Source organism: Bradyrhizobium sp. 41S5, assembly GCF_011516665.3.
Lineage (GTDB): Bacteria > Pseudomonadota > Alphaproteobacteria > Rhizobiales > Xanthobacteraceae > Bradyrhizobium > Bradyrhizobium quebecense.
In genome coordinates this window covers 1,586,669-1,605,582 of record NZ_CP083721.1, presented here as the reverse complement: position 1 = coordinate 1,605,582, position 18,914 = coordinate 1,586,669, and the positions used below count along the sequence as shown (strand labels likewise).

The following is an 18,914-nucleotide window of genomic DNA, read 5'->3' as shown; positions in this document are numbered from 1 at the left end:
AAAGAAAAGAGGCGGCAACGATGAGCGAGGCCGTGGTTGACGACATCGTGGCCGTGCTGCCGCCGCTGTTGCAGACGCTGGAATCGCTGTCCTTTGTCGCGCGCAACCTCAATCCGCCGGACTTCGATCGCGTGATGCAGATCGCGGGCGAGCCCGAGGAGGCCCTGCAGGCGGTGCGGCCGCGGCTTGCCGATTGGCCGGAGAAATTCGCGCACATCAAGACCGCGCTGGAAGCTGCGATCGAACCGGCACTGGCCGGCTATGCCGGCCTGCGCGCGGTGCAGAATGGCGAGGGCGATCTTGTCGGCGTATTTCGCGCGCTGCGCTATCTGCCGCGCGCACAGGAGGCGCTCTATCCGCTGACCGAGCTGCCGCCGGTCAGCGGCTTCTTCATCGCGCCTGACTTGCGCGAGGACGCCGACCTGCAGGCGAAGCTCGCGGCCACGCCGAACTCCGACACCGGTATCTTCCACGAGCGCAACGAACCGGGCAGCCGCGGCGGCTTCTCGATGTATGTGCCGGAATATTACACGCCTGATCGCGCCTGGCCGCTGGTGATGGCGCTGCATGGCGGCAGCGGCAACGGCCGCGGTTTCCTGTGGAGCTGGCTGCGCGATGCGCGCAGCCGCGGCGCCATCCTGGTGGCGCCGACCGCGACCGGCCAGACCTGGGCGCTGATGGGCGATGACACCGACACGCCGAACCTCGACCGCATCATCGACCAGGTGCGCGCGCGCTGGCGCATCGACGAGACGCGCATGCTGCTGACTGGGATGAGCGACGGCGGCACGTTCAGCTATGTGAGCGGGCTAGACGGCGCCTCGCGCTTCACGCATCTGGCGCCGGTCGCCGCCACCTTCCATCCGCTGATGGCCGAAATGGCCGATGCCGAGCGGCTGCGCGGCTTGCCGATCTTCATCACCCATGGCCGGCTCGACTGGATGTTCCCGGTGCAGACCGCGCGGCAAACCCAGGGCTTGCTGTCGGCCGCCGGCGCCAGGGTGATCTATCGCGAGATCGACGACCTCAGCCACACCTATCCGCGTGAAATCAATGCGGAGATCATGCAGTGGCTGAATGGTGAATAGGAAGAGCTCTGTCCTCCGTCATTGCGAGCGAAGCAATCCATGCCGCCACTTGTGTTGCGATGGATTGCCTCGCTTCGCTCGCAGTGACGAGGATGGAGCGTGCCTACTCATTCACCCGCGGCTTGAGCAGGTCGGAGAAGCCGACCTGGTGCAGCATCTCGTTGCGGACGCGGTCTATCACGTCGAACGCGACCTCGGCGCGTCCTGGGTCGGATCGATGTGGACGCGGAACGGCCGCTTGCCGAACGGGTGTCGACGACTTTGACGATCGCGTCCGCGACGAACGGCGCGTCGGCATCTTCGGGCGCGATCGCCGAAAACGCCTTCATGATCTGCTCGCCGAAGCCGGCTCGGGGACGGGCTTCATATTCGGCCACGCGTGCCTGATCGGCGGGACGGCCGGAATGCGCGAAATGGTTTGGTCCCGCCGATAAAGGCGCCGGGCGATGATCGAGGTCTCGATGCCCCCTAGCTCGCGGGATGCGGGTGTTCGCGCGCAGTTGATCGATCGCCGGAACTACAGCGAACCCCACGACGTTATCCCGCCGACACCGGAGGATTATGCGATGCGGACGTTTTTCGGCATGATTTTGGGCGCGCTGCTGCTGGTTTGCGGCGTCTATGTCTACGATTCGATGCAGACCTCGAGCGTGGCCAATGGGCAAGTTGCGCAGGACACCCGCACCATCGTGAATTGGGACGTCGCCGCCCGTGACTGGAATCTGCTGAAGGCGCGGGCGCACGAGGAATGGACAAGGGTCGCCGCGAAGTAACTGCCGACGTCACGGCGCGATCGCGGATGTCGCGATCGCCGCACCGAAGCCCGCGCTCAGCGCGGCCCACTCCCTCGCGGTGACAGCCATCGTCACGAGCGCGACCATCGTTCCGACGAGACCTGCCAGCCCGCCGGACAGGCAACCGCCAACAATGAATGCGATGAACAGATTGCCGGGCGCGAGCCGGAGAAACCGGGCGGCGATGCCGTCGTCGCGCATCGACGCGGCGAGGACATATCCACCGGCGCGCATGGCATAGCATGTCAGCCCGAGGATGAAGATCACGCCGAGAACGTCCAAGTTCTTCATCAAGTCACGCATCGGTCCGCTCCATCATGCTGACGAGCGTGCCGCATCCGCCCCCGATCAGCATGGACCAGCTGGGGTCCACGAATCGGCTGACCAGGAGCGCGAAAACCGCCGAGACCAGCCACGGCCACGGAGATGTCGCGTTCTTCCACTGGCTCGGAAGCAGGGTCGCAATGAACATCGTCGGCAGCAGTGCGGCGGCGAGCCTCAGCGGTCCATTCGTTGCGAGCGGGGCGGCATAGGCAAGCGCGGTGCCGCCGACCCAGCCGATCGCCATCGGGATGCTCGATCCGAGCAGATAGCCGGCGTCGGGTCCGTTGCGGTCTGCATCCGAACTCGTCATCAGCCACGACGCATCCGCGAGCAGAAACAGGCTGAGCAGGATCTTCCGGGGGGCTAGTCCGCCAAACAGCTGGCGCAGATGGGCGCCCATCAGTAAGTATCGTGAATTGGTGGCGATGCAGGCAACGACCATGGCGGCGACCGGCAGCGGGCTCGCCCACATGCTCAGCGTGATCGCCTGGGCCGTGGCGGAGTAGACGAGCAGGCTGAACAGAATCGCTTGCGGCGCCCCCAGCCCAAGCCCCTTGTAGGTCAGTCCCATCACGAGGCCAGCGGCGCCATTGCTGAGCAGGAACGGCAAGGCCGCGACCAGGCCCCGCCTGAATCCGGCGGCTGTCATCGTTGGGGCGCGTCGAGGCGGCTGGGTACTTGTAATGGTCATGACCGTTAGATTAAACTTGGTGAGAGGCCGTGATGTCAAGGGATGCCGCGCGGGCAGCGACGCAGTTCTTCGGTGGACGGGTCTGCCTCGACTTCGCGAACACGCTCGACTGGCGGACGTCGGACGATCCGCAGGAGCTGATCCCGGATTACGCTGCGCTATTGTCCTGGAGCGAACGCCGCGGGACCTTGCCGCTCGCAGCGATCAGGAAGCTGAAAGCGCATTCGGCGAGCAGCGTTGCCGTGGCCGCGATGCAGAAGGCGCATGATTTGCGTCGCGACATCTGGGCGATTTCCGACGCGCTCCGCGGTGGCCGCAGCGTGGACCTCCGTCTCGTCAATCAGATGCTATCGGCGGCTCCGAGGCAGCCCGACCTGGTGCGGCAGCATCGAGGCTATCGCCATGCGCTGGCGGGGACCGACGTGACGGAGCCATTGTGGCCGGTGCTGTGGTCGCTGACGGCCCTGCTGGCGTCCGATGACGCCAGCCGCATCGGATGCTGCGAGGCTGACGGCTGCGGCTGGTTCTTCGTCGACGAGAGCCCGAACCGGACTCGCAGATGGTGCTCGAGCGAAGTGTGCGGCAATCGCGAGCGCGCGCGGCGCGCCTACGCCAAGCGGAAAGGCTCGACGTAAACTCGCTCCATGTCGGTCGCGAGGGAAGCGACGTCGCGAGCTAGTTCTGCTCGGTCTTGCGCCCCATATTGGCCTTGCGCGCGTCGGCGATGACCTGCTCGAACTGATCGATGCTGAGCACGCCGGGCACGCGATACTTGCCGACGATGAATGACGGCGTGCCGTTGAAGCCGAATGCCTGCGCCTGTTCGTTGTTGCGCGCCAAAACCGCGTCGATCGCCTTGGCGTTGGTGTCGAGATCCTTCTTCAGGCGATCCATGTCGAGGCCGGCGCCCGAGAGCAGCTCGGCAATGCGCGGCTCGGTGATCCGCGAATTGACCGAGATCATCGCTTCATGTGCGGCTTCGAACTTGTCCTGGTACTTCGCCGCCAGCGCCATCCGCGCAGCGACCTTCGACACCGGCCCGAGGATCGGCCAATCCTTCAGCACCAGGCGAACCTTGCCGTCGTCCTGCACCACCTGGCGGAGCTCCGGCGCGAGCTTGCGGCAATACGGGCAATTGTAGTCGAACCATTCGACGATCGTGATGTCGCCCTTGGGATTGCCGATCACCGGAATATCCGGATCGCGCAGCACCTGTTCCTCGGTCAGGACATTGTCGTCCTCGGCGCGCGCGCCTCTGGCGGCCAGCAGCGCAATGCCGGCACCGATCAGGCCAAGCGCGCCGCGGCGGGTGGCGCCGGCGTTGTCGAGGGGTGATTTCGTCAGATGGTTCATAGCTCGCTTCCGGAAGGGCTCCTCGCCCTTCTACGTTCAGGACACATTGATGTTACGCAGCAGCATATAGATCGCCACGACGATAATCACAGTCGCAAACACGATATTGAGAGCGCCGCGGCGTTCCGACAGGTGCCGGGCGCTCCGTGTGCCCAGCAGGCCGCCCGCGATGCCGCCGGCGACGAATAGCCCCGCCAGGCCCCACGACACCAGCCCGGACCACGCATAGCTCAAGGCCGTGGTCACACCGAAGGCGGTAACCGCCACCAGCGACGAACTGACCGCGTTCATGATCGGCATCCCGGTCGCCAGCATCAAGGCTGGCACGATCAGGAAGCCGCCGCCGATGCCGAAGAAGCCGGACATGGTTCCCGTCACAAGCCCGAGACCCACGATCGCGGGCGTGTTGGCCATCGAGATCTTGACGTCGGTCAGCCCGACCCGCGCGCGGGTCTTCAGCATCAGGCTCGCGATCACCAGCATCACGATCGAGAACAGCGCCAGCAGCTTCTGCCCGTCCAGCATCTTGCCGAGGATCGAGCCGCCGAAAGCGCCGAACATGCCTGACAGCGCGAACACCAGTGCGCAGGACCAGATGACGGTGCCGCCGCGGGCGTGGTTGGAGAGGTTGATCGCGGCGTTGGCGGCGACCGCGATCGCCGAAGTGCCGATCGCGACGTGCGGCTGGGGCACCCCGACCACATAGACCATCAGCGGCACGGCAAGGATCGACCCGCCGCCGCCGACCAGGCCCAGCGAAAAGCCGACCAGCATGCCCGATGCCAGCCCGAGCACGCTCTGAGTTGCGGAGAAGACCAAGGGGAACAGACTCGCGTTTGCGGCTGCAATCCTAGAAGGATTTGCTGCACAACGCCACACTAATAGCACAAAACCGCCCTGTGGCCAGCGTCAGCGCAGCAGATACGTCACGGCCAGCGGCACCAGCAGCGAGGTGACCAGCGCGTTCAGGCTCATCGCGATCCCGGCAAAAACGCCTGCGACCTCGTCGACCTGGAACGCGCGCGCGGTGCCGATGCCGTGGGCGGCGATGCCGGCGGCAAAGCCGCGGCCACGAAAGTCGGTGACGCCGGTGAAGTTCATCAAGGGCGTGACGATGATCGCCCCCATGATGCCGGTGAGGATCACTGAGACCGCCGTCAGCGAGGGATCGGCATGCAGGGATTCGCTGATGCCCATGGCAACGCCGGCCGTCACCGATTTCGGCGCCAGCGACAGGATGATCTCACGCGGCAGGCCGAAGGCCCGCGCCAGCAGCACCACCGAGACGATCGCGGTGAGCGAGCCGACCGCGAGCGCGACCAGCATCGGCAGGACCGCAGCCGCGACCCGCCTGCGGTTCTCGTAGAGCGGCACCGCGAGTGCGACCGTCGCCGGCCCGAGCAGGAAATGCACGAATTGCGCACCGGCAAAATAGGTGGTGTAGGAGGTCCCGGTCAGCAGCAGGAACGCGCCGATGATCCACAGCGAATGCAGCACGGGATTGGCGAGCGGGTGCCGCCTCGTCTTCAGCGACACCGCATCGGTCGCGGCATAGGTCAGCAGCGTCACGGTCAGCCAGAGCAGCGGCGACTGCGAGAGATAGACCCAGAGCGAGAACGGATTGTCGCTCACGGGTTGTCCTCCTCGCGCGCAAACATACTGCTCGCCGCGACGAAGGTCGCGACCGTCGCCAGCAGCGTGACGATGACCGAGACCGCGAGGATCACCAGGATCGCGATGCCGTGCTCGGCGAGCAGATCGAGCTTCTGCACCACGCCGACGCCGGCCGGAATGAACAGCAGCGAGAGATTGGCGAGCATGCCGCGGCTTGCGCTCTCGACCCCGTCATTGCCGAGCGGCCCGCGCGCAAGCACCGGAAACCGGTCGCGCGCCAACAGCAGCAACAGCAGCAGCACCAGCCCGACGACAGGGCCTGGCACCGGCACCGCCAGCGCCCGCACGGCAACCTCGCCAACCAGCTGGCAAAGCAGGATCAGACTAAGGCTGGCAATCATGACAAGGCACTCACGCGAAGCATGCGCGTATCAGGTCGGTGCGGTGAAAGGTTGTCAATGCGCTCGCCCCGGTCAGATGCGCAAATGCTGGGCACGCCGGTCTCTCAAGCCCGTCGCGACTCTCCGACCCGTCATCCTGAGGAGCGCGTAGCGCGTCTCGAAGGATCGACGGCCACCGGCCGGGCCGTGCATGCTTCGAGACGCCGCTACGCGCTCCTCAGCATGACGGGGGATAGATTAGCGCGGCTACCTTTCCCGCCGTGCCAGCGCCATCAGCGTCCCGCTCATGGTCGCGACCAGCGTCTCAGTGCCGTCCTGCACGGCGTAGGCGCGGCCGTCGCAGACGGTCAGCGTGCGGCCGGGCTTGACCACGACGCCGCGGAACACGAATCGCTCGCCGCGTGCCGGCGCCAGCAGGTTAGTCTTGAACTCCACGGTGAGGATGTCGGAGCCTTCGGGCATCAGCGTGAAGGCGGCGATCCCGCAGGCATTGTCGAGCCCCGCGGTGATGATTCCGGCATGCACGAAGCCGTTCTGCTGGCAGAACTCCGGCGCGTAGGGCATCGCGAGATCGACCTCGCCCGGCTCCATGCGCGCGATCGAGATGCGAAGCGTCTGCATTGCGCGCTGGCGCTCGAATGTGGCGGTGGCAACCGCGCGGAAGTCGGGATTCTTCGGTTCAAAGCGGGGCATGGCGGTCACGCAGTCACGGGTTCTGACGGCACGAGGTGCGGCATCGCGGCGTAGCGGATCGCCGGCGCGAACTGCGCCGATTTGCGCGCGGCGCGATCGATGTGCACGGCCGCGATCTCGCAGATCGCGGCGATCTCGCCGGTCTCCGCGTTGCGCATCTCGTGGAGGATGCGAACCGACTTGTCGCGGAACTCGACCAGCCGGCTCTTGACCTCGACGAGGTCGCCGGCGAGCAGTTCGCGCTGGTAGGAGATGTTCTGCTGCACGGCGGCCATGCCGCGGCCGGACTCGCGCAGATAGCTCGGCGTCAGCCCGAGCCGCGCGAACATGTTCCAGCTCGCCTCGTCGAACTTGCCGACATACCACATGACGTTCATGTGGCCGATATGGTCGCAGTGCCAGGGATAGACCGTGCCGCGATAGGTCGCCTCGCCCTCCATCGTCCCCTCCTTCGATTTTTGATACGGTAGCGTATCAGGCGCGAAGCGGGCTAGCAATACGGTACCGTATCGGGACGGCTCCGCGGAGATCACATGACTGAAAGCAAGGGCGACGTCTGGGTCGCGGCCGGCTTTGCCGAACTCGCGCATAGCGGCGTCGACGGCGTGCGTGTCGAGGTGCTGGCCAAGAATCTGGGCGTCACCAAAGGCGGCTTCTACCGCCGCTTCAGGGATCGCGCCGCGCTGCTCGAGGCCATGCTGACACGCTGGCGCGACGGCCGCATCGCCGCGATCGAGAAGCAGACCGCGCTCGACGGCGCCAGCGCGCGTGAGCGGCTGAAGGCGATCATCACGCTATATTCGGAGCGCATGAACACCGAGGCGATGGCGGTGGAACTCGCGATCCGGCAATGGGCGCGCACCGACGAAGCCGCGGCCACCGCCGCCGCGAGCGTCGATGCCGCGCGGTTGAAGAATGTCGGCCAGCTCTATCGCGCCACCGGGCTCTCGGCCGAGGAAGCCGATGCGCAGGCGTTCCTGTTCTACTGCTTCATCTTCGGCCAGAGCCTCTTGTTTCTCGAACGCGGCCCGCGCAAGCGCGCGCAACTGCTGGCGCAATCGGCGGACAAGCTGCTCGCGGAAAGCCGATAGCGCTTCAGCCGAAAGAAAAGCGGCCGGCTTGCGCCGGCCACCCGTCAAATTCGCTTCAGCTGACTCAGGCGCCCTTCAGGCGCTTGTTGCACTCGCTGTAATAGCCGCCGCCCTTCTGGATCCACTTCAGGCCGCCATTGCCGCCGGTGGTCTTGTTGGCATTGTACTGGTCCACGCAGGTGTGCATGCGCTGCTTGCCTTCGGACTCCTTGGCGTATTTGGGATCGACCGCGTTCGGAAACACGGCGGGCCCTGCCGGTGCGGCGGGTGCCGCGGCGGGCGCGGCTTCCCGCTTGGCCTCCTTCGGCGCGGCCGGAGCGGGCGCTGCGGCAGCGGGCGGCGGAGCGGCGGGCGCCGCGGCCGGGGTCGCGTCGGCGCCGCATTGCGCCTTGCGGAAATCATTCCACTTCTGGCCGTTGAGGGTGCCGGCCGTCTTGGCCGCCTGGTACTTGGCGCTGCATTCCTGCGTGGTCAGGGCCTGCGCCGGCGCGCTCACCGCAAAGGCTGCAAAGCCCGACACCGCAATCACACACAACAATCTGGTCTGAATGGTCATCCCTGGTCTCCCGTCATCCCTGGTTTCCCGTGAGGTTTCCCCTGGGGCATTGGCGTAAGACCATTATCCTAGCGCAACCCCGACTTGCGACAACGTGCGGACGCCCTTGGCTGTTAAAATATTGTGGCGGCGGGACCATCGCATATTCATCCACGGTTCATCATCGCCGCGCAACGTTTCGGCTCCTTCCCTCACGAGGTGCCCCATGAAGAAGATTTCCACGCTGGCGACCGCAACTGCCCTTGCCTCCCTGCTGCTGATGGGCGGAGCCTTCGCACAAACCGCCGCGCCCGCCGCCAAGGAGGCCGCTCCGAAGGCCGACGCCAAGATGGCCAAGGAAGCCAAGCCGCGCACCGCCGAGTCGCTGGAGTGCTCGAAGCAAGCCGATGCCAAGGGCCTGCACGGCAAGGAGCGCAAGAAATTCCGCTCGGAATGCAAGAAGGCAGGCGGCGCAGCCGCAGCGCCGGCTGCGAAGTAACGCGTAGACGTATCTGACATCCTTCACCCTCCCCGCCGGGGAGGGTGAAAACCTGTGCGCCGGGCGAGCCGGGGCGCAATGCTGCAATCGCGAGATGCAATTGTCGCGTGGTTACGAATTTGCCATAAGGCGGCGTGACCCTGATCCGCGCTTCGATGGCGACTGCCATTCCCGACCGCAGCAAAGTTCTGAACGGGCTCGAGACACTCGTCATCGGCGCCGCCGGCGGCTTGCTGTTTTTATGGGCAGGATTGCCGGGCGGGCTGATCTCGGGTGCGATGTGCGCGGTTGCGATCGCCGCACTGGCCGGACGGCCGCTCGCGGTGCCGCCGGTGCTGACGCAATCGGTGCTGCTGCTGCTCGGCATCTCGCTGGGCTCGCTGATGTCGCAGCAATTGCTGCAGCACATGAGCTCCTATCCGCTCACCATCGCCCTGCTGGCGCTGGCGACATTCTGCTCGACCTTCGGCTCGAGCGTCTATCTGCAGCGCATGCATGGCTGGGACCAGACCTCGGCCTTCCTCGCCGGTAGCCCCGGCGCGCTCTCGCAGATCACGATCCTCGCCGCGGAAAAAGGCGCCGACGTCGCGGCGATCGCCGTGGTGCAGACCATGCGCGTCATCATCCTGACCGCGGCCCTGCCGCTGGTGCTGGCCCTGACCGGGGTGACGCACGCGGCGCCGCCGCCATTGCCGACGACGGTCGCCTCGCCGTTCGGCCTTGTCGCCCTGGTCGCCGGGTCGACCGGCGTCTCGCTGCTGCTGCGCTGGATCAAATTTCCCGCCAGCTGGATGTTCGGCGCGATGCTCGCCTCCAGCCTGCTGCACGGCTCGGGCCTGGTCGATGGCGGCCTGCCGCCTTGGTTGCGCAACGTCGCGCTGGTCGGCATCGGTGCACTGATCGGCACCCGGTTTGCGCGGATGAAGCCCTCGACCCTGCTGAGCCACGTCAATGCCGGGCTCGGCTCATTCGCGATCGCGATCGCAATCTCGGCCGTGTTCGTCGCGGTGATCGCCTTCACCACCAATGTGCGGCTCGCCGACGTCGTGGTCGCCTTCGCGCCCGGCGCAATGGACGCGATGCTGGCGCTGGCGCTGACGCTGCACATCGACCCGATCTTCGTCGGCGCGCATCACCTGTCGCGCTTCCTGTTCGTCACCATCTCGACGCCGGGCATCATCCATCTGTTCGGACGGCCGCAGGACGACGTCGACGATTAGGCGATCGGATAACTCTCCGGCTCACACTTCGGACGCTGACTGGCCCGGCTGATCGCGAAACGATCGCGCCAACGCTGTCAGTTCGCCGGGATCGAACCATAGCTCCTCGTCCCGGTCCATTTGCAGTTTCGCGACGGCCGCAGCGTGCCACAAGGGTTCGGTGATCCGGGCATAGACCGAATCGGGCTGTGCTTCGCTCCATTCCTCGAGCCGCTCTCTGGCGACTGCGCGCCATAGCGCGGTCAGCCGGCTGCTCGCACCATGTATTTCGGAGATCGTATATCTCGGGCGCTGCTCGCTCATCAGCGTGGCGACGAGATTGCGTCGGCTCTTGAGGCGCAACAACGTCTCATTGGCCAACAGCAACAACTCGACGGGGACGCGGTGCACGATGATCAGCATGGGCTCGTCTGTCGCGCATGATCGGGAACGGTGACGGCGGGATAGCCTCCACCATGAAACACCTGACACGCGCGTCAGGGCCTTTGCACGGGGAATTCTCTACCTTGGCTTCCGGAAATCGATGCTGCGCAGGATGATCCGGGGCGGCGCCCCCTCGAACTCCTTCGCCTGGTACTTGCCATCGGCGCAGGCCTCGATGCGCTCGCGCAGCCGCATGAACTGGGTCTCGCGGTGGCCCGCGCGCCCGAGCGCCCCGCCTTCCAATTCATCCATGGCGGAGGTCGAGATCGCGCAATGGATCTCCTTCTCGTCGTCATGCATCGAAAACAGCACGACCATCCTGTCGTATTCGTAGCTGATGAAGCGACCCTGGGTAAGCGTCATGTGACCAGCTCCTTCAAAGCCGCGAAGTGGTTCTGGTTCATCGCGGCTCGGTGAGGCGCACAAAATCCTCGAGAATTGCCGTGACCAGATCGCGATGCCTTGTGTCCTCCGGCGGCAGGCTCGCGGCGTACAGATTCAGAACGTAGCGCGCCTTGGCGGCCACCTCCGGCCACGACGTCGCAGGTACCGCCAGCAGTCCGGTTTCGAGCGAGGCCTGCCGTTCGCGCAGATCCCTCGCATGGGTCTCGATTTCCGCCAGCGCACGGCGAATATCGGTGGCTTTCTGGGCTGCCATGCCGCGGCGGCGATCGAGCTCGAGCGGTTCGTCAGTCATTGGATGCGCTCGCGTTGGATGCGCTCGCGTCGATACGCTGGGCGTCCGCCAGATCGACCGAGCCGATCGACACCATCTCCGTCGTCAATCCGCGCGAGCCTTGTGCCGGGACGATGATCATCGTGGCGACACGGCGGAACACCGCGAACGAGAGCCCTTCGATCGCCTCTTCGTCGGTAATGACCTCATAGGCGCCTGCGGGCAATTCACGATCGATGCCTCTGATCCGGAATGGATGCTGGAAGGTGACGACTTCACGTCGGGAGCGCATGGTCATGGGCCAGCCTTTTGCGAAAACGCCTTGCGCCGGTGCGCGGCCCCATCAGCAGCATGCGCCGCTTCGGCGGCAATAGCCAATGCTTTCTTGTTGGTTTTCCTGGTGTTCCTGGCTTTCTCGCCGAACGAGGGGCAAAGACCGCTCCTCATACCATCCCGCGTGTTGTTGCCGCAGCGCGCCGCAAACCGCTTTGGCGCTCGCTATTCGGGTGCGATCGGCCTACGGTCGATCACCATCACTTCCGGCAAAGCAAATCCACGTCGACGTTCGGGACTGCTCCGGAGGCAGGCTCTGACCGAGTCGATGATCTCGATAAACTAGAGGGAGACCGACATGTCCAAAGGCGAGCGACACGGCAACCGCGAGGTCAAGAAGCCCAAGAAGGAGAAGATCAAGGTGATCGCCGCGGCTCCCAGCCTGAAGGGCGCACAGCCGAGCTTCGCGCCGGGGAAGAAGAAATAGATCGCCTGAGTCAGGCCTTGTAAGTCAGGCCTCTTTGTCAGGGCCTGGCGGCCTTCGCCACGCCCCAGCCGGCGACCGCGGCCATCAGCAGCGAGATCAGCACGTTGTAGCCGGCAAGCGAGATGCCGAGGAAGCGCCACTGCACCTCGTCGCAGCGGACCACCTTGACCTTGTCGAGCTGATCCAGCAGCGAGCCGGCCTTGCCGAAATCCACCATCGGGCCGGTGCAGTCGGTCGGTCCCTGCCAAAACCCCCATTCGACCCCGGCGTGATAGGCGCCGAGCCCCGCATTGGCCAGCGCGGCGAGGCCGAGGATCACGAGGCCCGCGATCAGCACCGGCCGCGCCGCGCCACGGGCGGCTGCGAGCGCCACTACGACGCCGAGCGGGACCGCGAGGTAATAGGCATAGCGCTGCTCGAGGCAGAGCGGACAGGGCATGATCTCCAGCACCAGCTGGAAGAACCAGGCGCCGGCCAGCGTCGCGGCCGCGATCACGGCAATCGCCAGGGCCGAGGTCAGCGCCGGATTGCCGGTGGCGGAAGCATCCGACGGATGGGCGGTGGCGAGCGTCACGGCAGTCCTCCTGCGAGCATCGTTCGGCACGGTCATGGCCCCTGCTCCATGCTCAATCCGGGTCGTATCGCGCGAAAATACCGCTGTCGAGGCGCGGGACAATCACATCCGCGCGGGTTGACCGTGACGGGCCGCCCGCTATAGTCCGCCGCGCTTCGCGACCCCGGCCCCGTATCGGCCTGGACCACCGCGAATGCCCCTGTGGCGGAACTGGTAGACGCGCTCGACTCAAAATCGAGTTCCGCAAGGAGTGCTGGTTCGATTCCGGCCAGGGGCACCAACTAGGCTGTTCGGGCCCGTTCTAAAGCGTCCGCAACCGTCCGCGCAGTGCTCGCAAACCCTTGAAAAATGGGCTTTTCGGCGTACATCGGTGTTCATCACCGTTTGTTCTCGTCCGCTCCCAGCCGCCCGATTTGTTGGTACTTTTGTTGGTATCGGGAGAACAAACGTTCACGGCGACCTTCGCTATTCCCGGAATTGAGCAGATGGCCCGCAAGAACGGTGGCGCGTGCGCCAACCCCGAGCAGATCAGAACCGACGTCGACTGCCGCGCTGCGCGGCCGAGATTCGATAATGGCGAGTGGAGTCCCGCCAAGATTTCCGAAGTGACCGGCGGCGGTCTTTATCTCTTCGTCACGCCGGACAGGAGCAAGCCAGGCAACGCTGCCTCCAAGCTCTGGCGGATGGGCTACCGCTTTCACAGCCGTCAGAAAACCTACTCCATCGGCCCTTATGGCAACGGCAAGGACGGCACGTTCTCGCTCGCCGACGCCCGCCGCGAGCGCGACAAGGCCAAGGGCCTGCTCAAGGAAGGCAAAGACCCGAGCACCGAGAAGCAACTCGACAAGCACAGGCACGCGGCCGCCCGGCCTTTCGGGCAATGGGCAGACGAGTGGCTCGCGAAGAAGAAAATCGAAAAAGTCAAACGCGGCAGGATCGTCGCGGTGCGCGACCCCAAGACCATCGAGGTGCTTGAGCTGCGTGTCGGCTACGTCAAAGCTCGCTTCGGCAAGTTATCTAGGCAGGACATCAAGCGTCCGGACGTTCTCGCGTTCATGCGTTCATACGAAACCGAGGGAAAGCTGGAAACGCGCGACCGCGTGCGCAGCATCGGTGAGCAAATCTGCGACTATGCCGATGTCGAAGGCGACGGCTACAATCCATTCCGCAACCTGAAGGGGCAGATGATCGCCAATATTTCGACGCCGCGTCCGGGCGTCACTGAGCCTCGCGACGTGACGCGCGTCTTCAAGCTCATCAGCGCACCCTGGACGAGAGCGAGGTTTGGTGATGTTGTTGGCCTTGCCCTGCGTTTCGATGCGCTGACAATTCCCCGCCCCGGCATGGTCAATGAAATGGAGTGGAGCGAGGTCGACTGGGATGCCACACGCTGGACTATTCCAGCCGCCAAAATGAAGACCGGCTGGGACCATGTCGTGCCTTTGTCACGGCAGGCACTCGCAATCCTGCGCAGCGTTCAGAAGCTGACCGGCCATCGCCGGTACGCGTTTTCCTGCTCGAAGGACGCGCCACTATCAAACAACACGCTCAACAAGCGGCTGCGGCTGCTTGGCATTGACACGAAGACTGATCATTGTGCCCATGGATTCCGGACCACCTTCTCGACCCTGTCTCATCACGAAGAGATCAAGGACGCCAAGGCATGGGATGGCGATGTCGTCGAGCTGCAGCTCGCGCATCTCGATAGCTCTACTGTGGAAGGTCTCTACAAGAAGCACGGACCGCTCGCGCTCATCGGCTCACGCACGAAGCTGATGCAGCACTGGGCTGATCGGATCGACCACTGGCTCAATCCCAAGAAGGTGATGCCGATCAAGGGAAGCGCGCAGGCGTGAGGCGCCTATCATCAGGCGTGGTAATTCTGCCCAATTCAATCGGTGGCAAGCTCCTGTGATATGCCCGGTTGCATTGATGAGTCTTTGAGCAAGGCGCGACGAAAGCAGCTCCTTTCGTGACCAACTGGAAGTTGATGATGGATATCGGTAGGAATCAATCCGAGCTGCAGCGTTCAAACATGATTTGATCGGGCTGGAAAAGACCTTGCAGCCGCTGTTGGCCGAATTCCAGATTGTTTGAAATCGTTGGGGCCCTGCCTCCTTCGTGCCGCATCGGCCTTTTCTCGTGTACTTGTGGATAGTGGACGGGGGCAAGCCTGCCCGCGGCCGCAACATAGGATTGCCGCAGGGAAGCACACGTTCTCATTGTACGGTTCTCCCTCGTATGCTACGTTCGCTCTTAGATTGTAGATAATTTTTTTGCAAAGTATCTGAAGCGGTCTCGCTCGTGGTGCTTGCCCCGACATATGTCGCGGCAGTGACCGGCGATGTGCGTCAGAGGCTCGGATTTTGCGTGCGCCGTTATGTGGTGTTCGAGGAGCGCATAGCAACCGAGCTTTTCGCCTGAGCCGCAGGCATTGAATTGCGCAAACTGCGCGCAGCAGGGCGGTCAGATGGACGTACAAGAGCCATTCGATATTGTCGTCGTCGGCTCAGGGGCCGCAGGGGGAATGGCAGCATATGACCTGTGCAAGGCAGGTCTACGGGTAGCGGTGCTTGAGGCAGGTCGCGACTACGATCCGGGCACTGAAACGCCCATGTTCGTTTCTCAGCAGAAGGCTCCGCTGCGCGGGGCAGTAACTCCGGACAAGAACAACGGCTACTATGATGCGACGGTTGACGGAGGAACGGCCGTACCGGGAGAGCCTTACACTACCGCGGCCGACTCGGAGGAATTTAGTTGGTGGCGTCCCCGGATGCTGGGTGGACGAACCAATCACTGGGGGAGAGTTGCTCTTCGCTTCGGGCCTTATGACTTCAAGCCAAAGAGCCGGGATGGTTTGGGATTTGATTGGCCGATCGAGTACGACGATCTAGCGCCTTGGTACGATCGAGTTGAAAGGCTGATCGGCGTCACCGGCAGACGTGAGGGGATTGAGAACACACCCGATCCGCCGCCCGGGGTCATGCTCCCTCCTCCGCCCCCACGCGCATACGAAATCGTTCTCGCGCGCGCGTTTGAAAAGCTCGGGATGCGGGTCGCAGCAATCCGGGCGGCCATATTGACCAAACCTCTGAATGGTCGGGCAGCCTGCCTCTACGCTACCGCATGCACCCAGGGATGTTCCAGTCGGTCCAACTTTCAGAGCACGACGGTACTTCTGCCGGAAGCACAGGAGACTGGAAACCTGACGATTATTTGCAATGCGGTTGTCCGCGAAGTGGAAATCGATAAGAGCGGGAGAGCAACCGGCGTCAGCTTCGTAGATCGGCATACCGGAGATCAAGGCAAGGTCAAGGCACGATGCGTGATCCTCGCCGCGGGAGCGTTCTCATCGGCGCGCATACTGCTGAATTCCAAAAGTACGTCGTTTCCCAATGGGATCGGCAATTCTCAAGGCCTGGTCGGCAAGTACATCATGGATACAGTCGAATTTACCGTGAGGGGCCGCATCCCAATTTTGGAAAAATTGCCCGCGCGCAATGACGACGGAATCTTCACGCCTCACATCTATGTGCCTTGGTGGTTGTACCAAGAGCAAGCGCGGGGAGAACTCGGTTTCCCACGAGGATATCACATAGAACCGAGAGGTGGGCGGAGGATGCCGACGATGGGCGTCGGCGGCTATGTCGACGAGCAAGACGCGACGTACGGCCACGGCTTGCGCGAGCAAATTCTACAGAAATATGGCAGCTACGTCAGTCTCAGCGGCGAAGGCGAGATGATCCCCAACGAACAGACGTTTTGTGAGTTGGACCCCGACACCAAAGATAAATGGGGAACTCCTGTTCTTCGTTTTCATTGGAAATGGGGAGACTATGAGGTCAATCAATGGAAACATCAGCAACTCATTTTCGGGCAAGTGATTAGCTCGCTCGGCGGGACCGTCACGAGCGGCCCAGCCGAGATGCCGGTAGGAGGGGCAGCGGTCCACGAAGTGGGTGGCGCACGTATGGGTCTCTCTGACGCAGATTCGGTCGTCGATCAGTTTGGACAGTGCTGGGAAGTAACGAATCTCTTTGTTCTGGACGGTGCTACGTTCGTCTCTAGTCCGGACAAAAACCCCACTCTCACGATCCTTGCCATAGCCTCGCGCGGGTCAGCTCGCATAGCCGAGTTGGCGAAACGCGGTGAGCTTTGAGGTTGCCATGGATCGATTGCCAGAAGAAGCAAATGCAACTGGGCAGCGGATCCCGTTTAAGGCCCTGAAGACGCGGGACGCGATTACAGCGGCGGAGTATAGCACCGATCCAAACGTCATAACACCGAAGGTGACATGGGACCTGCTCCTGTCGCGACGCCAGCTGAACATGGTAGCTGCACTCAGCGATATTATTTTGCCTGGCACATCGGAGTTTGCGGCACCAAGCAAGATGGGCATTTCCAACTTCTTCAACGAATGGCTTAGTGCGCCTTACAAAACCCAGCAATCTGACAAAGACCTTATCCTCCAAGGAATGGGTTTGCTGGATCGGGAGTCACGTCGCCGCTACTGGCTGGGATTTCTTTGGCTGAGTAGCAAACGAAAAGCCAAGGTCTTGGATGCAGTGATTGCCATGGGCGGCGACCCACGCAAGTTTTTTACTCGATTTCGCTATCTCCTTGTTGGTGGATATTTCACCTCGGACATGGGCTTCCCGGCCATAGGCTACAGAGGCAATGTTCCGCTTCAATCATTTGCGCCAGTGCCCGCAGACATTCAGCGAATCATCGACGACGAACTGCGGCAACTAGGACTTTGAACATTGCATGAACACGATCGCTGAATTCGTCTCGAGTGGCATTCACACGCATTCCGAACTGAAGCGTGCTCTGCAACTGGCCATGCAGCTCGAGTTCAGCACGATACCGCCCTACCTGTGTGCGCAATGGTCCATCAGAGAAGATCCGGATCGGGTCGAAGGTATTCTGCACAAGGTCGTAAGCCAAGAAATGATCCACTTTGCGCTCGTCGGTAACCTCCTTACGGCCGTGGGCGGAATGCCGAAGATTGCCAACAAAAGCTTTCTGCCGAAGTATCCGCTCAGACGCTTACCCGGCGACGTCCCGCAAGCGCTCCCGGTCGGACTGCGTCCTCTAACGAAATCGCAGTTGGCCGTGTTGATGCAAATTGAATACCCGGAGTTTCCCCCTATCGCCGTCTTGACGAGAAATCGCCCGGCGACGATCGGGGCCTTCTACACTACGATTGAAGAAGCATTTCATCGCCTGAACCCACCGCTCGATCCAGCAGCATCGTGGGTGCAGGTTCCCTTCGCTAAGCAGATTTTGACCGTGACCGATGCTATCGCAAGCATAGATCGCATTAAGAGCGAAGGTGAAGGTTTAGAAGATTCTCCGGAGGAGCCGAGTCCGGCCCACAATCTCGCACACTATTACTTATTTAAGGAAGTTCACGTCGGTCGCCGGCTGATCAGAGTGGATGGGAATTGGAAGCTTGAAGGCGCACCTATATCGATGCCAGAAGTGTTTAGTTTTCGCAGATGTATCGGACATCGCAAAGATCGCGCTCACTTTAGGATCGTACTCTCCCAGTTACTCACGCACTTGGAGCATTGCTGGTCCAGCGGCAGAACGGTAGACGTTCCGGCAATGTTTGAGGTTAAGCTCGCGGGTCGCGCATTGGTAGAGAGGGGTATCCGCCCGGAATTCGTATGGATGGACCACTCCTAACGAACGCTCCCGTGCAGCGAGAAATCGAACTAAGAGGCGCGTCAACCAGACCGCTGCATTCGAAGCGTCGGGGGTTTGAGTCACTGGTCCGCTACATCGCGAAACCCACTATTTTGGACGCTCTGTCTTTTTGCGGCGCATAGAGTGTCAGTCAATATTACTATGCCACCATGCCAGCCTAATCGCTAACGGCACAAAGCGGATGTAGCCTTTGACTAGTCAGGCCAACGGGTTTGTGGGAACACGGCCTTCTGTAACGGGCCCGATGGTGTCAAGTCTCCCGTAAACATCGCGCCCGCCGAACTCATGGTCCTGTCCGTGGTCAACGCCTGGTCGCCACATCATGCTGTCCGGTCGCCCTCGACTCGTAGCGACGCCACGCTGATCTCCTTAAATGAGCGACTTTTGACAGGGCCGCCTTTTCCATCAAAGTGCCTGGACCGCAATTTGGCCTTCGCGAAGTTGTCTAACGCGCTGCAAAAATCCG

Annotated in this window: 25 protein-coding genes and 1 tRNA gene; 12 read left to right on the top strand and 14 right to left on the bottom strand. The window is 62.8% G+C overall.

What is annotated here, in order from left to right:
• The first annotated feature begins 20 nt into the window (after window positions 1-20).
• Both HAP47_RS07495 and HAP47_RS07490 read left to right on the top strand, forming a co-directional pair.
• Window positions 21-1,088: a phospholipase gene (locus tag HAP47_RS07495; RefSeq protein WP_173638799.1), complete on the top strand. Its 1,068-nt coding sequence runs from the start codon at window positions 21-23 to the stop codon at window positions 1,086-1,088.
• A 566-nt stretch (window positions 1,089-1,654) separates the two neighbouring features.
• Complete coding sequence (locus HAP47_RS07490; protein ID WP_173638800.1) at window positions 1,655-1,861, top strand: hypothetical protein; 207 nt, start codon at window positions 1,655-1,657, stop codon at window positions 1,859-1,861.
• Between the two features lie 9 nt (window positions 1,862-1,870).
• Here the strand turns inward: HAP47_RS07490 and HAP47_RS07485 are convergent, their stop codons facing one another.
• Together HAP47_RS07485 and HAP47_RS07480 are read right to left on the bottom strand one after the other, a co-directional pair.
• Window positions 1,871-2,185, bottom strand: coding sequence for an AzlD domain-containing protein (locus HAP47_RS07485; protein ID WP_173638801.1), 315 nt, complete (start codon window positions 2,183-2,185; stop codon window positions 1,871-1,873).
• Window positions 2,178-2,855, bottom strand: a complete 678-nt coding sequence (locus HAP47_RS07480; RefSeq protein WP_173638802.1) for an AzlC family ABC transporter permease — start codon at window positions 2,853-2,855, stop codon at window positions 2,178-2,180. Before HAP47_RS07480 ends, HAP47_RS07485 begins: the two co-directional genes overlap by 8 nt.
• A 74-nt stretch (window positions 2,856-2,929) precedes the next feature.
• On the opposite strand from HAP47_RS07480, the gene HAP47_RS07475 reads away from it, so the two are divergent.
• Window positions 2,930-3,532: a CGNR zinc finger domain-containing protein gene (locus HAP47_RS07475; protein WP_173638803.1), complete on the top strand. Its 603-nt coding sequence runs from the start codon at window positions 2,930-2,932 to the stop codon at window positions 3,530-3,532.
• 40 nt (window positions 3,533-3,572) lie between these two features.
• On the opposite strand, the gene HAP47_RS07470 is transcribed toward HAP47_RS07475, so the two are convergent.
• The 6 genes from HAP47_RS07470 to HAP47_RS07445 form a co-directional block, all read right to left on the bottom strand.
• Window positions 3,573-4,250 (bottom strand): DsbA family protein, encoded by a 678-nt coding sequence (locus HAP47_RS07470; RefSeq protein ID WP_173638804.1) that lies wholly within the window; start codon window positions 4,248-4,250, stop codon window positions 3,573-3,575.
• A 36-nt stretch (window positions 4,251-4,286) separates the two neighbouring features.
• Complete coding sequence (locus HAP47_RS07465) at window positions 4,287-5,024, bottom strand: sulfite exporter TauE/SafE family protein (protein WP_173640608.1); 738 nt, start codon at window positions 5,022-5,024, stop codon at window positions 4,287-4,289.
• 135 nt (window positions 5,025-5,159) lie between these two features.
• The gene (locus HAP47_RS07460) at window positions 5,160-5,882 is read right to left on the bottom strand and encodes an LrgB family protein (protein ID WP_173638805.1); all 723 of its coding nucleotides are present in this window, start codon (window positions 5,880-5,882) and stop codon (window positions 5,160-5,162) included.
• Window positions 5,879-6,265 (bottom strand): CidA/LrgA family protein, encoded by a 387-nt coding sequence (locus tag HAP47_RS07455; protein WP_173638806.1) that lies wholly within the window; start codon window positions 6,263-6,265, stop codon window positions 5,879-5,881. The genes HAP47_RS07460 and HAP47_RS07455 overlap by 4 nt, the downstream gene beginning before the upstream one ends.
• Window positions 6,266-6,511: 246 nt before the next feature.
• Window positions 6,512-6,958 carry a PaaI family thioesterase gene (locus HAP47_RS07450; RefSeq protein WP_173638807.1) on the bottom strand — a complete coding sequence of 149 codons (447 nt, stop codon included), beginning with the start codon at window positions 6,956-6,958 and terminating at the stop codon, window positions 6,512-6,514.
• A 5-nt stretch (window positions 6,959-6,963) separates the two neighbouring features.
• Window positions 6,964-7,398, bottom strand: coding sequence for an acyl-CoA thioesterase (locus HAP47_RS07445; RefSeq protein WP_173638808.1), 435 nt, complete (start codon window positions 7,396-7,398; stop codon window positions 6,964-6,966).
• A gap of 93 nt (window positions 7,399-7,491) precedes the next feature.
• Here HAP47_RS07445 and HAP47_RS07440 point away from each other — a divergent pair, with 93 nt between their 5' ends.
• A complete protein-coding gene (locus HAP47_RS07440; protein ID WP_173638809.1) occupies window positions 7,492-8,049 on the top strand; it encodes a TetR/AcrR family transcriptional regulator in 558 nt (185 codons plus the stop codon).
• 64 nt (window positions 8,050-8,113) lie between these two features.
• On the opposite strand, the gene HAP47_RS07435 is transcribed toward HAP47_RS07440, so the two are convergent.
• Window positions 8,114-8,605: a hypothetical protein gene (locus HAP47_RS07435; RefSeq protein WP_173638810.1), complete on the bottom strand. Its 492-nt coding sequence runs from the start codon at window positions 8,603-8,605 to the stop codon at window positions 8,114-8,116.
• A gap of 205 nt (window positions 8,606-8,810) precedes the next feature.
• Here HAP47_RS07435 and HAP47_RS07430 point away from each other — a divergent pair, with 205 nt between their 5' ends.
• Both HAP47_RS07430 and HAP47_RS07425 read left to right on the top strand, forming a co-directional pair.
• Entirely contained in the window at window positions 8,811-9,083 is a 273-nt protein-coding gene (locus HAP47_RS07430) for a PsiF family protein (RefSeq protein ID WP_173638811.1), read from the top strand.
• Window positions 9,084-9,217: 134 nt separating this feature from the next.
• Window positions 9,218-10,303 (top strand): AbrB family transcriptional regulator, encoded by a 1,086-nt coding sequence (locus tag HAP47_RS07425; RefSeq protein WP_371821745.1) that lies wholly within the window; start codon window positions 9,218-9,220, stop codon window positions 10,301-10,303.
• A gap of 21 nt (window positions 10,304-10,324) precedes the next feature.
• Here HAP47_RS07425 and HAP47_RS07420 read toward each other — a convergent pair whose 3' ends face one another.
• The 4 genes from HAP47_RS07420 to HAP47_RS07405 all read right to left on the bottom strand — a co-directional run bounded on the left by HAP47_RS07420 (window position 10,325) and on the right by HAP47_RS07405 (window position 11,700).
• Window positions 10,325-10,705: a hypothetical protein gene (locus HAP47_RS07420; protein WP_173638812.1), complete on the bottom strand. Its 381-nt coding sequence runs from the start codon at window positions 10,703-10,705 to the stop codon at window positions 10,325-10,327.
• A gap of 99 nt (window positions 10,706-10,804) precedes the next feature.
• The gene (locus tag HAP47_RS07415; protein WP_092123564.1) at window positions 10,805-11,089 is read right to left on the bottom strand and encodes a DUF1488 family protein; all 285 of its coding nucleotides are present in this window, start codon (window positions 11,087-11,089) and stop codon (window positions 10,805-10,807) included.
• A 37-nt stretch (window positions 11,090-11,126) separates the two neighbouring features.
• Window positions 11,127-11,423: a hypothetical protein gene (locus HAP47_RS07410; protein ID WP_092123562.1), complete on the bottom strand. Its 297-nt coding sequence runs from the start codon at window positions 11,421-11,423 to the stop codon at window positions 11,127-11,129.
• Window positions 11,416-11,700, bottom strand: coding sequence for a hypothetical protein (locus HAP47_RS07405; protein WP_092126667.1), 285 nt, complete (start codon window positions 11,698-11,700; stop codon window positions 11,416-11,418). The genes HAP47_RS07410 and HAP47_RS07405 overlap by 8 nt, the downstream gene beginning before the upstream one ends.
• A gap of 333 nt (window positions 11,701-12,033) precedes the next feature.
• Here HAP47_RS07405 and HAP47_RS41290 point away from each other — a divergent pair, with 333 nt between their 5' ends.
• Window positions 12,034-12,162, top strand: coding sequence for a hypothetical protein (locus HAP47_RS41290; protein WP_256460011.1), 129 nt, complete (start codon window positions 12,034-12,036; stop codon window positions 12,160-12,162).
• Between the two features lie 37 nt (window positions 12,163-12,199).
• On the opposite strand, the gene HAP47_RS07400 is transcribed toward HAP47_RS41290, so the two are convergent.
• Complete coding sequence (locus tag HAP47_RS07400) at window positions 12,200-12,772, bottom strand: disulfide bond formation protein B (RefSeq protein WP_231168799.1); 573 nt, start codon at window positions 12,770-12,772, stop codon at window positions 12,200-12,202.
• Between the two features lie 159 nt (window positions 12,773-12,931).
• On the opposite strand from HAP47_RS07400, the gene HAP47_RS07395 reads away from it, so the two are divergent.
• The 5 genes from HAP47_RS07395 to HAP47_RS07375 all read left to right on the top strand — a co-directional run bounded on the left by HAP47_RS07395 (window position 12,932) and on the right by HAP47_RS07375 (window position 18,427).
• A tRNA-Leu gene (locus tag HAP47_RS07395) sits at window positions 12,932-13,016 on the top strand.
• A 205-nt stretch (window positions 13,017-13,221) separates the two neighbouring features.
• Window positions 13,222-14,592: a tyrosine-type recombinase/integrase gene (locus HAP47_RS07390; RefSeq protein WP_173638813.1), complete on the top strand. Its 1,371-nt coding sequence runs from the start codon at window positions 13,222-13,224 to the stop codon at window positions 14,590-14,592.
• Window positions 14,593-15,206: 614 nt separating this feature from the next.
• Window positions 15,207-16,895 carry a GMC oxidoreductase gene (locus HAP47_RS07385; RefSeq protein ID WP_173638814.1) on the top strand — a complete coding sequence of 563 codons (1,689 nt, stop codon included), beginning with the start codon at window positions 15,207-15,209 and terminating at the stop codon, window positions 16,893-16,895.
• Window positions 16,885-17,496: a gluconate 2-dehydrogenase subunit 3 family protein gene (locus HAP47_RS07380; RefSeq protein ID WP_173638815.1), complete on the top strand. Its 612-nt coding sequence runs from the start codon at window positions 16,885-16,887 to the stop codon at window positions 17,494-17,496. Before HAP47_RS07385 ends, HAP47_RS07380 begins: the two co-directional genes overlap by 11 nt.
• A 7-nt stretch (window positions 17,497-17,503) precedes the next feature.
• Window positions 17,504-18,427, top strand: a complete 924-nt coding sequence (locus tag HAP47_RS07375; protein ID WP_173638816.1) for a ferritin-like domain-containing protein — start codon at window positions 17,504-17,506, stop codon at window positions 18,425-18,427.
• Window positions 18,428-18,914: the final 487 nt, after the last annotated feature.

Coding starts and splice junctions, on each gene's coding strand:
- HAP47_RS07495 (WP_173638799.1), top strand. CDS start 21: ATGAGCGAGGCCGTGGTTGACGACATCGTGGCCGTGCTGCCGCCGCTG.
- HAP47_RS07490 (WP_173638800.1), top strand. CDS start 1,655: ATGCGGACGTTTTTCGGCATGATTTTGGGCGCGCTGCTGCTGGTTTGC.
- HAP47_RS07485 (WP_173638801.1), bottom strand. CDS start 2,185: ATGCGTGACTTGATGAAGAACTTGGACGTTCTCGGCGTGATCTTCATC.
- HAP47_RS07480 (WP_173638802.1), bottom strand. CDS start 2,855: ATGACAGCCGCCGGATTCAGGCGGGGCCTGGTCGCGGCCTTGCCGTTC.
- HAP47_RS07475 (WP_173638803.1), top strand. CDS start 2,930: ATGTCAAGGGATGCCGCGCGGGCAGCGACGCAGTTCTTCGGTGGACGG.
- HAP47_RS07470 (WP_173638804.1), bottom strand. CDS start 4,250: ATGAACCATCTGACGAAATCACCCCTCGACAACGCCGGCGCCACCCGC.
- HAP47_RS07465 (WP_173640608.1), bottom strand. CDS start 5,024: ATGCTGGTCGGCTTTTCGCTGGGCCTGGTCGGCGGCGGCGGGTCGATC.
- HAP47_RS07455 (WP_173638806.1), bottom strand. CDS start 6,265: ATGATTGCCAGCCTTAGTCTGATCCTGCTTTGCCAGCTGGTTGGCGAG.
- HAP47_RS07450 (WP_173638807.1), bottom strand. CDS start 6,958: ATGCCCCGCTTTGAACCGAAGAATCCCGACTTCCGCGCGGTTGCCACC.
- HAP47_RS07445 (WP_173638808.1), bottom strand. CDS start 7,398: ATGGAGGGCGAGGCGACCTATCGCGGCACGGTCTATCCCTGGCACTGC.
- HAP47_RS07440 (WP_173638809.1), top strand. CDS start 7,492: ATGACTGAAAGCAAGGGCGACGTCTGGGTCGCGGCCGGCTTTGCCGAA.
- HAP47_RS07435 (WP_173638810.1), bottom strand. CDS start 8,605: ATGACCATTCAGACCAGATTGTTGTGTGTGATTGCGGTGTCGGGCTTT.
- HAP47_RS07430 (WP_173638811.1), top strand. CDS start 8,811: ATGAAGAAGATTTCCACGCTGGCGACCGCAACTGCCCTTGCCTCCCTG.
- HAP47_RS07420 (WP_173638812.1), bottom strand. CDS start 10,705: ATGCTGATCATCGTGCACCGCGTCCCCGTCGAGTTGTTGCTGTTGGCC.
- HAP47_RS07415 (WP_092123564.1), bottom strand. CDS start 11,089: ATGACGCTTACCCAGGGTCGCTTCATCAGCTACGAATACGACAGGATG.
- HAP47_RS07410 (WP_092123562.1), bottom strand. CDS start 11,423: ATGACTGACGAACCGCTCGAGCTCGATCGCCGCCGCGGCATGGCAGCC.
- HAP47_RS07405 (WP_092126667.1), bottom strand. CDS start 11,700: ATGACCATGCGCTCCCGACGTGAAGTCGTCACCTTCCAGCATCCATTC.
- HAP47_RS41290 (WP_256460011.1), top strand. CDS start 12,034: ATGTCCAAAGGCGAGCGACACGGCAACCGCGAGGTCAAGAAGCCCAAG.
- HAP47_RS07400 (WP_231168799.1), bottom strand. CDS start 12,772: ATGACCGTGCCGAACGATGCTCGCAGGAGGACTGCCGTGACGCTCGCC.
- HAP47_RS07390 (WP_173638813.1), top strand. CDS start 13,222: ATGGCCCGCAAGAACGGTGGCGCGTGCGCCAACCCCGAGCAGATCAGA.
- HAP47_RS07385 (WP_173638814.1), top strand. CDS start 15,207: ATGGACGTACAAGAGCCATTCGATATTGTCGTCGTCGGCTCAGGGGCC.
- HAP47_RS07375 (WP_173638816.1), top strand. CDS start 17,504: ATGAACACGATCGCTGAATTCGTCTCGAGTGGCATTCACACGCATTCC.